This window comes from Pseudoalteromonas sp. APC 3358, from assembly GCF_030408075.1.
Taxonomy (GTDB): Bacteria; Pseudomonadota; Gammaproteobacteria; order Enterobacterales; family Alteromonadaceae; genus Pseudoalteromonas; species Pseudoalteromonas arctica.
Genome location: NZ_JASDCE010000004.1, coordinates 235,130 through 249,997, shown reverse-complemented (window position 1 = coordinate 249,997; position 14,868 = coordinate 235,130). Strand labels below are relative to the sequence as shown.

12 protein-coding genes are annotated in these 14,868 nt (G+C 37.3%); 5 read left to right on the top strand and 7 right to left on the bottom strand.

What is annotated here, in order from left to right:
• Positions 1-2 precede the first annotated feature (2 nt).
• Complete coding sequence (locus tag QL995_RS08400) at positions 3-1,418, top strand: FAD-dependent oxidoreductase (RefSeq protein ID WP_007375839.1); 1,416 nt, start codon at positions 3-5, stop codon at positions 1,416-1,418.
• A 923-nt stretch (positions 1,419-2,341) separates the two neighbouring features.
• A complete protein-coding gene (locus tag QL995_RS08395; RefSeq protein WP_356947983.1) occupies positions 2,342-3,364 on the top strand; it encodes a GGDEF domain-containing protein in 1,023 nt (340 codons plus the stop codon).
• Positions 3,365-3,735: 371 nt separating this feature from the next.
• Here QL995_RS08395 and recN read toward each other — a convergent pair whose 3' ends face one another.
• The 3 genes from recN to nadK form a co-directional block, all read right to left on the bottom strand.
• The gene (recN, locus tag QL995_RS08390; RefSeq protein ID WP_007584560.1) at positions 3,736-5,409 is read right to left on the bottom strand and encodes a DNA repair protein RecN; all 1,674 of its coding nucleotides are present in this window, start codon (positions 5,407-5,409) and stop codon (positions 3,736-3,738) included.
• A 75-nt stretch (positions 5,410-5,484) separates the two neighbouring features.
• A complete protein-coding gene (locus tag QL995_RS08385; RefSeq protein WP_290293971.1) occupies positions 5,485-6,042 on the bottom strand; it encodes a hypothetical protein in 558 nt (185 codons plus the stop codon).
• 77 nt (positions 6,043-6,119) lie between these two features.
• Entirely contained in the window at positions 6,120-7,004 is an 885-nt protein-coding gene (gene nadK / locus QL995_RS08380; protein WP_004335384.1) for an NAD(+) kinase, read from the bottom strand.
• A gap of 154 nt (positions 7,005-7,158) precedes the next feature.
• On the opposite strand from nadK, the gene QL995_RS08375 reads away from it, so the two are divergent.
• Both QL995_RS08375 and grpE read left to right on the top strand, forming a co-directional pair.
• On the top strand, positions 7,159-8,124 hold the full coding sequence (locus QL995_RS08375) for an HrcA family transcriptional regulator (RefSeq protein ID WP_024590838.1): 966 nt from the start codon (positions 7,159-7,161) through the stop codon (positions 8,122-8,124).
• 58 nt (positions 8,125-8,182) lie between these two features.
• Positions 8,183-8,794, top strand: a complete 612-nt coding sequence (grpE, locus tag QL995_RS08370) for a nucleotide exchange factor GrpE (protein ID WP_197118867.1) — start codon at positions 8,183-8,185, stop codon at positions 8,792-8,794.
• Positions 8,795-8,828: 34 nt separating this feature from the next.
• Here the strand turns inward: grpE and QL995_RS08365 are convergent, their stop codons facing one another.
• Positions 8,829-10,031: a Bcr/CflA family efflux MFS transporter gene (locus tag QL995_RS08365; protein ID WP_010553412.1), complete on the bottom strand. Its 1,203-nt coding sequence runs from the start codon at positions 10,029-10,031 to the stop codon at positions 8,829-8,831.
• A gap of 197 nt (positions 10,032-10,228) precedes the next feature.
• On the opposite strand from QL995_RS08365, the gene QL995_RS08360 reads away from it, so the two are divergent.
• Positions 10,229-11,026, top strand: coding sequence for a M48 family metallopeptidase (locus QL995_RS08360; RefSeq protein ID WP_010553413.1), 798 nt, complete (start codon positions 10,229-10,231; stop codon positions 11,024-11,026).
• A gap of 72 nt (positions 11,027-11,098) precedes the next feature.
• Here the strand turns inward: QL995_RS08360 and QL995_RS08355 are convergent, their stop codons facing one another.
• The 3 genes from QL995_RS08355 to QL995_RS08345 all read right to left on the bottom strand — a co-directional run bounded on the left by QL995_RS08355 (position 11,099) and on the right by QL995_RS08345 (position 14,511).
• Positions 11,099-12,115, bottom strand: coding sequence for an alpha/beta hydrolase (locus QL995_RS08355; RefSeq protein WP_290293970.1), 1,017 nt, complete (start codon positions 12,113-12,115; stop codon positions 11,099-11,101).
• A 161-nt stretch (positions 12,116-12,276) separates the two neighbouring features.
• Positions 12,277-13,065: a nucleoside-binding protein gene (locus tag QL995_RS08350; protein WP_290293969.1), complete on the bottom strand. Its 789-nt coding sequence runs from the start codon at positions 13,063-13,065 to the stop codon at positions 12,277-12,279.
• Positions 13,066-13,197: 132 nt separating this feature from the next.
• Complete coding sequence (locus QL995_RS08345) at positions 13,198-14,511, bottom strand: Na+/H+ antiporter NhaC family protein (RefSeq protein ID WP_024590843.1); 1,314 nt, start codon at positions 14,509-14,511, stop codon at positions 13,198-13,200.
• Positions 14,512-14,868: the final 357 nt, after the last annotated feature.

Genomic DNA, 14,868 nt, shown 5'->3' with positions numbered 1-14,868 from the left:
GTATGAGCGAAAATGTATATCAATTTATAGACGTGCAGCGTGTAGACCCACGCAAAAAACCAATCTCGTCACGTAAAAAATCTTTCGTAGAAATTTACGAACCCTTTTCAGAGAATCAGGTTAACTCACAAGCTGACCGTTGTTTAGATTGTGGTAACCCATACTGTGAGTGGAAATGTCCAGTACATAACTACATTCCACAATGGTTAAAGTTAATACGCACGGGCCGTATTATAGAGGCGGCTGAGCTTTCTCATCGTACAAATAGTTTACCAGAGGTTTGTGGGCGTGTTTGCCCACAAGACCGCTTGTGTGAAGGCTCGTGTACGCTCGATGAAGAGTTTGGTGCGGTTACAATTGGTAATATTGAAAAATACATTACTGATGAGGCATTTAAAATGGGCTGGAAGCCTGATATGTCTTATGTAACATGGACTGACAAAAAAGTAGCCATTATTGGTGCGGGCCCTGCAGGTTTAGGGTGTGCTGATATTTTAGTGCGTAACGGCGTTAAACCAGTGGTGTTTGATCGTCACCCAGAAATAGGTGGACTACTCACATTTGGTATTCCTTCTTTTAAACTTGAAAAATCAGTAATGCAAAAGCGCCGTGAAATTTTCACTGAAATGGGCGTAGAATTTAAGTTAAATGTTGAAGTAGGTGTTGATATTACACTTGATCAAATTTTAGCTGATTACGACGCTGTGTTTTTAGGGGTTGGTACGTATCAGAGTATGCGTGCAGGTCTTGAAAATGAAGATGCACCGGGTGTTCACGATGCATTGCCGTTTTTGATTGGTAACACGAACCGTGTAATGGGCTACGACGAGACAAAACAACCGTGTATTGATATGGCTAATCAAAAAGTAGTTGTACTTGGCGGTGGTGATACAGCGATGGACTGTGTGCGTACGTCTATTCGACAAAATGCTGCAAAAGTAACGTGTGCTTATCGTCGTGATAAAGAAAATATGCCAGGCTCTAAACGTGAAGTTAAAAATGCGAAAGAAGAAGGCGTTATATTTACGTATAACGTTCAGCCTAAAGGCATTGTACTGAACGATAAAGGTAAAGTGACCGGCGTTAAAATGGTTAAAACTAAATTAGGTGAACCTGACGCAAAAGGCAGAAGCCGTGCTGAAGAAGTACCTGGTTCAGAACATGTTATTGAAGCAGATCAAGTTATTATGGCGTTTGGTTTCCAGCCTCACAAAATGGATTGGTTAGAAAAATACGATGTAGAAATAAACAACTGGGGCGGTATTAACGCACCAGAGCAAGGTGAGTTTACACATCAAACTACTAACCCTAAAATATTTGCTGGTGGCGACATTGTACGTGGTTCAGATTTAGTGGTAACTGCTATTTTTGAAGGACGTAACGCTGCAGAAGGTATTATGGATTACTTAAAAGTTTAATTTTTCGTTTTAAAATAACGATATTTAAAGCAAGCCAAGTGGCTTGCTTTTTTATTTGTTTTATCCAAATGTAATGTCAACGTAATTAGTGACAAATGGTGCTATATTTATACCATCTCTTGTATGGCTTTCTTGAGCAACACCTTTTGTTAGTAACTTCATGTAGTAACCTTATATAGTAACTTTCAAAGAAACTGCTTTGTTATTATGGGTTGTTCTTTATAAGCCAAATGCGATTTCTTTGGGTATCTACTAAGCGGCTTTCAGGGCTCGTTTCATATATATAAACGTTATCGACACTTCTTTCTTCTATGTCGTTTATATACTCTAATACCAATTCGGTTAATTAAGTGATCTATTTTGAGATAACAAAATTATGTCGATAATGGGGCTAAAGTTTTGCTACTTAGGTGTTCTCGGCAATTACCTCTACATTGCTTTGTATTCATGCAGTCGTATTTCGAAAGTTTTAACGCAGTTAGCGCCAAGTTCAATCCTTGAAATTGATTGAGTAATATCGCGGATTGGTATAATGCGTGTATTTTTTTTGTAACGGCACTTTTATTGATTAATGTGTTGTTTACTCGGTCCAGGCACAATTCATAGAATAGTTACTACCATCTTTAACTATGCAGGTTTAAATTATTTTTTGACTACCAGTCAGTTCGATTATTGCAGGAATAAAAGGGCGTACTTATATAATTTAGCAAATGGTATTAGTGCCAAGCAATTTAATATCGTAAAAATGTACTTACCTGAGATAAATGCAAGAGGCTAAAAATATGTGCACAATTGTCAGTGCTAATTACTAACCTTAATAGTTGATTTAAATATAAAGTAGGTTCATTATTGCACGCTGTTTACGGTTTGCTTACTTTATATCTATAAGTTTGCTTTTATACATTAATAAATAAATAGAAATTATGTACGAATATTCAAACAATTTAGAAAGGAAGCTCATTGTTCGGTTCTTTTCCTCAATAGGCTTTATAGCAACGTTTTCGATGGCTAGCTTAGCATTTATTAACAGCAGCTATTTATTAGCATTTACTTTGGTTGTTTCTTCGTTTGTTTACTTATCTGCGTTTAATATAGGTAGAGGTGTAGAGAAGTCTGCAACTGTAATTTTATATAACCTGTATGCACTGATGTTTTATCTTGTACTTACAGGAGGAGCACAAGGTACAGGGCCTATATGGATATTTATAGTGTCTCCTGTTACTTATTCAATTCGAGGGCTTAAACGAGGGACGTTTGATATTGTTTTATTTTTATCGGCGATTGTTCTCGGTTTTTATTGCGCTGAAACATTTAATATATATGACTACAATCCTGAGCAGTTTCCAGTCAGAATCATACTCGCTTTTATAATTGTTGCATCGCTGAGTGGTTATTACGAATTTTCAAGAGAAAAATACAGCAGTAAATTAATTGCTTTAAGCAAAAAAAATGAATTTTTAGCAACTATAGATCCACTCACTAATCTGCCAAACCGCCGTTTCACTATGAATAAGCTTATAGCTTTTAAAAATGAGCTTAAAAATAATAATATCCCGTTTGTAATATTATTAGCTGATGTAGATAATTTTAAAAAAATTAATGATCAATTCGGCCATGATTTTGGCGATGAAGCTCTTATCCATTTAGCAAAAACGTTTGAAAATAATATTCCGCAAAATGCGATTGCTTCACGTTGGGGCGGTGAGGAATTTTTAATTGTGATTCCAAATGTAACCGTTGATGAGGGCGAGCTCGTTGCAGAAAAAATCCATAATGCCCTTAAAGCTTCAGCTGTAAGCTTATTTTCAGATAGTGTAAATATAACGCTAAGTATTGGCATCACAGCTGCAAACGCTGAGCGCTCAATTGACCTAGATATTAAGCATGCTGATGAACTACTTTATAAAGCAAAAGAGCAAGGTAAAAACAGAACGTGCTCTTTTTAAATGTTTATTTACTTTAGTCCATTGAAAACGAATCAAGGGATGGCCTTATTTTAGCCTTTCTGCGTTTTAAGCTCATGTAGCATATTACAATACACGCAATCTGCATTGTAATTAAAACCCAATAACTAACACCTAAATCACTTAGTCCATTTATTTTTTCGCTAGTAAAGTAATAGGCCACAACGATTAGTTGAAAAACTAAAAAGCTATTTAAAAACTTAAATAAACGTTGTTTAAAACAAGTATGTTTATATTTACTAAATATAATTAAACAGGTGCTTAGTACTAATAACAACCAACTTAAAATTATACAAAAATCAACTAAAGTACTGTGCATTATTTAATCCTTGAAGACGTTATTTACTAACACATTAGGCGTGAGCCATTATTAGTTCTTTAGCATTTGCTTTAGCTGTTTTGCTTATGTTATCGCCGCCAAGTAAACGGGCTATTTCATTAATACGGCCATCTTTATTTAAAGGCAGCATATGAGTAAACGTTTCGCCTTGTGCTATTTCTTTAGCTACAAAAAATTGCTGATGTGCACTACTGGCAACTTGCGGTAAATGAGTAACACAAATTACTTGAGTTGATTTACCTAATTGGCGTAATAACTTACCTACAGCAGATGCCGTTGGGCCAGAAATACCTACATCAACTTCATCAAAAATAAGCGTTGGGGTTGTTACTTTTTGGGCAATAATTACCTGTATAGCAAGACTTATACGAGAAAGCTCACCACCTGATGCTACTTTAGCTAATGGCTGAAGTGGTTGCCCCGGATTAGTTGATACTAAAAACGAGACATTATCAAAGCCTAGGCTGTTTGGTGTACGATTACTCTCTTGAGTTAAGGCTATTTCAAAAACACCGTTTTCCATTGATAAATTAGCCATGCTTTCACTTATTAGTGTGTTAAGTGTATTAGCATACTCGCAGCGGCTTTTACTTAATTCATCAGCAGTTTGCTTGTAACTAAGTAACGCGCTTTCTATTTCTGACTCAAGCTGCTCCAGACGATTACTATTATTACTTATTGACTCAAGTTCTTGAGCAATCGATTGATGAAACTCAACTAACTGCTGTGGTTTTATATGATGCTTACGCGCTAAATCCATCGCTCCACTTAGCCTATTTTCTACTTCAACTAAGCGTGCCGGGTCTAAATCTGCTTGCTCAGTGTAATTGCGCACTTCGCGGCTTGCTTCTTCAACTTGTACAGCGGCTTCGCTAAGCATAGCAGCTACGCTTGCTAAACTTTCGTCATATTGAGCCAGTTCGGTAAATTGTTGAGCGCTGTGCTGTAGTAATGAGCAAGCGTTTTGCTCATCACTTTCATATAAGTGTTGTAACTCACGTTGGCACGATTCTAATATTGTTTGGCTATTGCTTAGTTTGTAATGCTCAGCCTCAATTAAATCAAACTCATTTTCTTGTAATGCAAATTCATCAAGCTCAGCAACTTGATACTCTAACAATTGTTTTTGCGCTGCTTGTTGCTGCTGTTGTTGTTCTAAGTGTTTAAATTCTTTTTGTAAGTTAGCAAACTGTTTATAGTTTTTATTTACTGAGTTTACTAAGTGGTGATGCCCTGCATAGGCATCTAAAAGCTGTAACTGATGCTCAGCTTTTAATAAATATTGGTGGGCATGTTGTCCATGAATAGATATTAAATATTGACCAAGTTCTTTTAATTGTGAAGCGGTAACTGCACTACCATTAATATAGCTTTTACTACGGCCATTTTTACAAACAACACGACGTAATAAGCACTCGTTGTCAGAAGTGCTTAGCATATGTTGCTCTAAAAATGCTTGAGCAAGCGGTAGATCTGTTAAGTCAAATTGTGCACATACTTCTGCTTTATCAGAGCTTGGGCGAACTGCTGATGCTTCAGCGCGCTCACCTAAGCATAGCGATAGGGCATCAATAGCAATAGATTTACCAGCACCTGTCTCACCTGTGATCGCAGTCATACCGCTGCGCCATTCGGTGCTTAAATTACTTACGATTGCAAAATTTTTAACTTCTAAACCAATTAACATACTGTTTATCCATCCAGTCAATTAACTGTTAATTTATACAGTGTTTTGTTTTTTTGCAAATTAATTTTTTATTATTTAAGCAACACTTACATCTTGAGTAAACTGTGTATCGGAAGTTTGGGAAGATGTATCAATTTGATCATCAACAATATCAGTAGGTTGTATACTCTCTTCGGTTTTAAGCAGAGCAATGAGGGGAGGTAATGTATTAATATAAAAACTCTTATTGTACAAAATTCCTTGCTGGGGCAACTCAGATACAAAGTACTGTATATTATCAATCAATGGTTGAATTATATTTGTTTGATTGGTTTTAATTAACTCGTTGGACAACGTATTAATTAGTAGGTCGGCGGTATCTTCAAGCTGTTGCAAGTTCTCGTCTGTATGTGATTGAACAACAAAAAAATTATTTACAATAGCTTGAATGCGAGGAACGTATTTTGGGCGAATTATTTTAGCATCAAGTAGATCATTAAGCTTTGCTTTAAGGCGCGTATTTACATGCGAAACACGTTCATTAAATAGCTTTTTTCTAGCTTCTATCGCTTTTTTACGGTTACTCTCAATTTTGAGGTAACTGTATAAAAGTGTAATTAATAGCAGTAAAGCAAAGAATACTACATAAGTCATTGCTACTCGTTCCTAAATTAGTTGATTATTATTTTAAGTCGCCATTTTGCTTTATAGTACTAAATTTGGCAATAAAATTAGTACAAACGACTACCCCAATTCAGTTTTGTACGTAAAACGTTGTAGTAAGAGTAATTTTTTGGATGAATTAAGCGCAATTGTTTATCGGCTTTTTTAATTACTACCTCATCGCCGGGCAATACGGCTAGCACTACGTGGCTGTCGCAGCTTACCTGTAGGCTATCTGTATTTTCTAGGCTTAGCTTTAAACGAACTTCATTATCGGCATCTACCACTAAAGGTCTGCTAGATAAGGTATGAGGAAACATAGGTACTAACGATATAGCATTTAGTTCTGGCGTTAATATTGGACCGCCACCTGAAAGTGAATACGCCGTAGAGCCTGTCGGGGTTGATACTATTAAACCATCGGAGCGCTGAGAAAACACAAAGTCATTATTTATAAAAGCTTCAAATTCAATCATGTGCGCTACTTTATCGGCATGAAGTACCGCTTCGTTAACGGCTGAGTTTGCACTTTTTAATTCGTTGTGGCGATATACTTCTACTTCTAATAAAAAACGTTTTTCTTCAAGATACTCACCACTGAGTACTTGCTCTAAGCTCGCTTCAAACCCTTCGGGGTTTAAATCAGTTAAAAAGCCAAGGTTGCCTCTATTTACACCAATTACAGCAATGTTAAAGCGCGCAAGTACGCGAGCTGCGCCAAGCATGTTACCGTCACCGCCTACAACAATGGCTAAATCGGCTTGTTCACCTAAGTCGACTAACTTAACAAGTTTGTCATGCGGAATATCGTCTAACTGACTCCCTGTGCGTTTTTCTACTATTACCTCAAAGCCAAGCGCAAGTAAAAAGGTATGTAAACGCTGAAGGGTAGCAGCGGCTCCCGGGTGATTAGGTTTGCCAATTAGGCCTATGGTGTTAAAAGGAGAGTCCATAATGTACGCACAAAGAGATTTAATAATAGTAGAGTAACTCAAAACAGAAGTGTTTGAAAATACAGATTATAGCAATATTATAAACCTTCAATTTTATTCGCAGTGAGTTAGCTGCACGACTTGAAAAAGAACTAAACGCCCCGATATCTCTTTCATGCAACAAGATGTAGATACCATGAAACTAAACCCACGAGATCAGCAAATTTTTTCAGCTGTTATGAACATGTACTGTAATGGTGAAGGCTTGCCTGTTCCATCAACAAAAATTGCCAAGCTCAAAGGCATGGCAGTGTGTTCGGCTACGGTTCGTAATGCTATGGCTCGCTTAGAAAAAGTGGGCTTATTGTATTCACCTCATACATCCGCAGGGCGAGTGCCGACAAATGAAGGGTTTGATTATTGGTTTGACGAATTTTTTGTGCTTGCTGATATTGCTAATTATTGGCAACCACAGCAGTCACAACTCGTTGAGCTAGCGCATGGTTTGAGCCAAAAATACCAAGTATGTTGTTGTGTTGGTTTACCTCAAGCCAGTTCACAGCAAGTGTTTAGAGTAGAAGTGCTTGATTTTGATTCTACCGACTGGCTTATTTTATTAATAGATAGGGCAGGGCAGAGTCACAATATTTGTATTGATAAACCTCATGATTCGTCAGACTCTGTTCGTTATCAATTTGCCACTTGGTTGAACACTGTATTTAGCCAACAAACCTTAATGGAAGGTTTGTACCGTATGCAAGCTATGGCAAATACAGCGCCTCGAAATTGCCATGATTCGCTTAATCAATGGACGCGACAACTAAGCCAAAAATTAGGCTCAGATAATAGTATTGTTGTTGGTGAAAATTACCTCTACAAACAAATAGACTGCGAACAAAGTTTAAATATTGGTGTTTCGTTTTTAAATTATGTAGAAGATAAACTCGCTTTTAAAAATGGTGTATCGGTACTTAATAGCGAAAAATTACCTTTTACTGAGTGCGATGAATTAATTGTAATAAGCGTGCCGTACTTTAAAAATCAAGAATATCAAAGCCGTTTTTGTATAATTTGTCCTAAATCAGCGCAGATTGAAGAAATAATTCAAGAATTTAAATTAATTGAGGCATCTAACTCTTGAATCTTTTTATTCAATCCCCATAATTACCGCAGTTGTAAAGAATTGGAGCACGTATTTTATGTCTGAGCAGACACAAAACCCTGAGCAAGAAGTAGAATTAAACGAAGAAATTTCTAAAATGCAGGCTGATGTAGAAGCAGCAGTAGAAGCCGCTGATCAGCATGCAGAACAAGAACAAAGCCCTGAAGCAGAAATTGCGATGTTATATGCAGAGCTTGAAGCTGCAAAGCAAACAATTGCTGATCAAAAAGACGGTGTTGTTCGTGCCGCAGCAGATGTAGATAATATTCGTCGTCGTGCAGCACAAGATGTAGAAAAAGCGCATAAATTTGCACTAGAAAAATTTGCTAACGAATTACTACCTGTAATTGATAACCTTGAACGTGCTATTGAATTTTCTGATAAAGAAAATGAGACACTAAAGCCGTTGCTTGAAGGTATCGATATGACGGTTAAGAGCTTTAATGACGCTGTTTCTAAATTTGGTGTTGAAATTGTAAACCCACAAGGTGAGCAGTTTAATCCAGATTTTCATCAAGCAATGTCAATTCAACCAAGTAACGATGTAACACCTAATACAGTACTTGCTGTTATGCAAAAAGGTTACACATTGAATGGTCGTTTATTACGCCCTGCAATGGTTATGGTTTCTAAAGCTGTTGACGCTTAATTAATTTAAGATTATTAGCTTTGATAAAAATGCCTCATATTGAGGCATTTTTTTTGTCTTTTTTATAGTGAATTAGCTGTACGAGCATAGTGAGTAACACAGCACTAAACATTAAACTTGAAAATGGCACTGCGCTTTTTGCATGCATAATGGCGAGTAGCGGGCCAACTAATGCACCACTACCAAAACGAAGTGTGCCAATTACGGCCGTTGCCGTACCTGTGTTTCTTTCAAACTTCATTAATATTAGCGAATCAGCATTACTTGCAGTGACACCTAAACTCATCATTAATGGCGCAATAGCAGCCACAATATAATAAAGTGATAAGTGCAATAAGCTAAATGTTAACAGCGCAAGCCCCGATACAAACCCACATACAAGCCCAATATAGAGCATTTTTCGAGAACCCAGCCTTGGTACAATTCGCGTATTTAAAAAGTTACCAAACATAAGCGCCATTACATTAAACGCAAATAACACACCAAATAACTGTTCTGACACTTCATATAAATCTAAATAAATAAATGGTACTGAGGTCAAAAAGCAAAAAAATCCAAACGATACAAACATAGAACTGAGTATATCCGCACGTGCGTCTTTATTACTAAGTACTGTTTTATAGCTATCAAAAAATAGAGCGAGGCCTTTTTTCTCATTTTTATGAATAGGTATATCTATTAAATACACTTGTACAAACGCTAATATTAAAAAGCTATATCCAGCAAGAACCAAAAATATGGTTGACCAAACAGAAAATCCTAAAATAAACGAACCAACAGAGGGGGCTACTAACGGTGCTACCATCATGATCATCGACACATACGACATTCCCTTAGCTGTATTTTGCTGATAAATATGGCGAATAATACCCGGTACGACTACGGTAGCTGCCGCTCCCGTAAATGCTTGCACTGCTCTAAGAGTCCAAAACGCATGGATTTCGGTTGTAAATGCGAGTGCAAGTGAGCTTGCGCCAAATAGGGTTAAGCCAATACGTGCGAGCTTACGGCGGCCAATTTGATCGGCAATAGGGCCAAAAAATAACATCCCCAATGAATAACCCGCTAAGTAAATACTCAACGATATTTGTACATTTGGCATATTAGTTTGTAAATCGCTTGCAATTACTAGCATGGCAGGCAAATACATATCAATAGCCAAAGGAGTAATCGCCACGATACTGGCTAATAAAGGCAATAAAATACGGGTATTAAAAGACGAGGCTGAGGCGTCCATGTGTAAACTCAACAATCACTAAAAACAAGGGCTATAGTGTAACAGGGCATTGTATTTGGATAAACTTAGTTTGCCTGCTAAGTTTATCGTCTTATCGCATCCTTTTAATATAAAGGTATATAAAGCAAATATTTTAAATTGGTACTGTGTTTGCTATTCTACAAGCAATAAAAAATTCATTACTAAAGAGAATTATCATGAAAAAACTAGTACTTGCAGTATTAGCGACAGCCGTTTTAGTCGGTTGTAAAACGTCACCAACAGGACGCACTCAAATAGCGCTTTACTCAGATCAACAAATGAGTGAAATGGGCACTGCTAGTTTTGCAGATATGAAAAAAAGCCAACCAATTAATAAAGATGCAAAAACAAATGCATATGTAAATTGCATTGCTGAAAAAGTAGTGGCTGTATTACCAAAAGAATACGCGTCGCAAAATTGGGAAGTAGTTGTATTTGAAGATGAATCTGCTAACGCTTTTGCACTACCTGGTGGTTACATTGGGGTTCATACGGGCTTATTAAAAATAGCCACCAATCAAGACCAACTAGCAACAGTGCTAGGGCACGAAGTAGGGCACGTAATTGCTGAGCATTCTAATGAGCGTGTTTCACAAAGCTCTATTTTAGATACCGGTATGCAACTTGGTAGTGCAGCACTTGAAATGGGTAACATTCAATACCGTAATGAAATTATGCAGGGTCTAGGCTTAGGCGCACAGTATGGTGTTGTTTTGCCATTTAGCCGTTCGCACGAGTCAGAAGCTGATGAAATTGGCTTGGATTTAATGGCTGAAGCAGGCTTTAATCCACAAGAATCAGTAACCCTTTGGCAAAATATGAGTGCAGCAGGTAGTGGTACAACACCTGAGTTTTTATCAACTCACCCAGCGCCAAGCAGTCGTATTAAAGACTTACAAGCACAAATGAGTAAAGCACTTAGTGAGCAAAGTACAGCTAAAGCACAGGGTAAAAACCCACAATGTAAGCTGTAATCTAGTTTAATTACTAAATAAAAACCCCTGTGAGTAATTACTTACAGGGGTTTTTGTATTCAGTACTCACCTTTATTTAGTTGTAAGCGCTTTTTGTAATACATTTTTAAAGCGTTCAAAATCTTCAATGTGCGGCAGGTGCCCTAAGTTATCTAGTTCGAATAATTGTGCGTCAGGAATAAGTGTTGCAGCGTGTTTGCCTAATTTATCGTATCGACCAAGCTCGTAATCAACATCCTCTTTTTTCCAGTTACGGCCTGGACCGGTTCTATCGCGTGTACCAATAATTAATTTAACTGGCACAGTTAAATCTTTAAATTCGGTTATTACAGGTTGAGTGAAAATCATATCGTATGTTTTTGCATTCACCCATGCCATTTGTTCTTTATCTGGGCCTTGTATTTGCCCTGTTATAAAGTCAGTTAAAGCTGAATATGTTGTATTCCACTTACCATCGTAGTAATTTTTTTGCTGATAACGTTTAACGCCTTCCGGTGTTTTTGAAAGCTCGTTTTTATAGAAAAAATTAGTATCTTTGTAATCAACATACTGCAAGTAGTTTTCAAGCCCAATAGGGTTTAATAAAATTAGCTTTTTAGTGGCGTTTGGGTACATTAATGCAAAACGACTCGCTAGCATCCCACCCATAGAGTGCCCAAGTACAATCGACTCTTTAATATTAAGTGAATCTATTAACGCGTGAGTATGATGAGCAAGCGTCGCAAACGAATACTGGTAATCCGTTGGTTTAGATGACTTGCCAAAACCAATTTGATCAGGGATTAATACCCCATAACCTAAAGATTGCAGATACTGAGCGGTTGTAGTCCAGTAGTCGGCGTTAAAATTTTTGCCATGCATAAGTGTAACTGTAGGCATATCGGCTTTAGTTGGCTTTAAGTAAATATAAGCCATTTTTAATGATTGTTTTTGCGACTCAAGTGCAAAGTAATTTACCTTAAAATCGTATTCGTAATTGCTTAATAGTGCATCATAAGAAAGGGCGGATGTATCTTGAGAAGGGCCAGCTAAGGCATTGTTTGTTAGTACTAATAAAGTAGAGAAACAAATAACTTTAATCGACGACATTCAGTTACTCCTATTAAAGGCGAGCGCTTGGCTTAAAAAGAAGTACAACAATAACTAAGTATTTAAACCTGTTCAATTAAATGTTTTACGTGGACGAAAAAAAGCGAAGCTAAAATAGTGCTTCGCTTATTATTACTGAGTAAAGAGCTGATTGTTGAAGCTTAAAATGTCCACTCAATATGGATTTGTGGTACCGATTCAGTGACTTCAGTACCTAATTTGTTGTGCCAGTATTGTAATTCCATTCCCAGCAGTAGTGTGTTTTCTTTCATTTGAAGGGCGTGACCCATATCCCACACTAAAATAGGCTGTGCGAGTATCCACGCCTCTACATCGTTACCAAATTCATCTTCACGCTCTGCAATGTATTCAGCGTGGCCTTTAAAGCTAAATTTTTGTGAGCCAATATTAAAAGGGTATTCAAAGGCAACATCAAGCATCCAACTATTAGTTTCAATAGGTGCGCCGCCTTTTGCTACACCTTCACTATCGTCAATGTAGGCTGTGAACAGCGTTTGAAAAAAGTTAAACCCAGGTACATCCCAGCTTAATTTAACACCTGGTAGATACTTCATTACTTTTGCATCACCAGCAACGTTAATACCGCCCGTTAGGCCAACATCTAATAATGCGCCAGAGCCAATTTGCTTACCAGTGATGGCAGATAAGCTAACCGTTGAGTACCACTCACCATAAAAATCAGCATCTTGGTAACCGTCATCTATATCGTCTTTACTGTAATCAATAAAAAAGAAATTATCGCCGTAGTCATAGCCCGATGCATGTTGAAGCGAGTAAACAGTGGTGTCTGACTCTTGCTTAGAAAATGGATTTTTTTGGCTGCCATTATTTATATGTACTGCTGTACTGCTCCAATTGGCAGCGAAAGCCGACGATGATAAAGCGAGAGAAGTAAGGGTAATAAAAGGGAGTAATTTTTTAAATTTCATAACTGTTTATAACTATAATTTTAGTGACACGCGGAAGCGGCAATTATAGCAGAAGAGATTGATTTGTTGATCGCTAATTTAACACATGTTGCAGCCTACTTAATAAGCTGCAACATGTAATGACTCAATTTATTACGCTTTATTACGGCGCAAACAAATAATAGTAATCGCCGTAAATGCTAAAATAAAACAGTAATAAGAAGACGTTGATACTTCCCACGGGCTAATTTTAAACGTAGCACCTAACAGTAGCGCTTGTGCGCCATAAGGAAGTGAGCCTTGCGTTACACAAGCAAATATATCAAGCAAACTTGCAGAGCGTTTACCGCTTATTTCACCATCATCTGCCAGCTTTTTAGCAATAGGGCCAGCAACAATAATTGATACGGTATTATTAGCAATACACATGTTGCTAGTCATAACTAATGCAGCAATACCTAATTGGTCAGCCACTTTACGGTGCCATTTTGCGATGATTTTAGTTATGGCTTGAATTTTTTGAGCAATGAAATCAAGGCCACCGTTAATACGAATAAATTCAGATAAGCCACCAATAAACATTGATAGTAAAAATATTTCCTGCATATCGGTAAAGCCTTTGTAAATGTCTTTTACAAAGCTTGCGCCTTCATAACTTCCTGTAAAGCCCATTAATGCAGCAAAAATAATACCGCTAAATAACACAACAAATACGTTCAAGCCAGCAACTGCTAACACTAAAATAAAGGCATAAGGAAGTACTAACCAAATATCGTAATCTTTGGTTTCAACAACTTGCGCCGCAGGTGTTAAATAAAACAACAAGCCAATAGTTAGTATTGCAGCAGGGACTGCAATTTTAAGATTCTCTTTAAACTTGTCTTTCATTTCACAGCCCTGCGTTCGCGTAGCTGCAATAGTGGTGTCGGAAATAATTGATAGGTTATCGCCAAACATAGCACCAGATACAATCGTACCTGCCATTAATGCTGGATCTATACCTGTTTTAATTGATACCGCATAAGCAATAGGACCAATCGCACCAATCGTTCCCATCGACGTACCCATTGCAGTAGATACAACCGCTGCAATTAAAAATAAGCCAGGGAGCAATAACGCAGGTGGAATAAGTGATAAGCCAGCATTTACTACCGCATCTACACCACCGGTTGCACTGGCAACGGCAGAAAACGCACCTGCAAGTAAGTAGATTAAACACATGGTAATAATATTGTTGTGGCCGGCACCTTTTATAAAGGTTTCTACACACTCGTTTACTGTGCCTTTATTTAATATAAACGCAAGCATAATGGCGGGTAATATAGCAACTGGAGCAGGAAGTTGATAAAAAGCGTAGTCAACCCCTTGCGATTGTAAATATAAACCAGAGCCCAAAAATAGTGCTACAAAGGTTAAAAGGGGTAGTAAAGAAAGTATTGCTTTATTTTTGTTAAATGATGGCTGCATCATAATCCTCGAAACCAGTTAATTTACAACAGCCAAAAATTCCTCTTTTAGCTGAATTTAGCAAATCTACCTACTATGTTAATCATTAACAAAATTAGGAGAGTGCAGCGCCCGCAAGCCAAAGACCAAATCGACGCGAAAGAGAAGTTTAAATGTATAGATGGCTAAAGTAAACTGGTATTGTTATTATTATTAAATTAAAAGGTCACCTGACTATTGCATGACTTTTAGATAATATCTACAAAGTAACGCTATTTTCAGCGATTAATATTTGTCCAACTGCATAAAAATGCCCAAGCGCGTATTTGTAATGCACCGGATATATACTCAGATTAGTAAAAAACGGATCCAAATTTA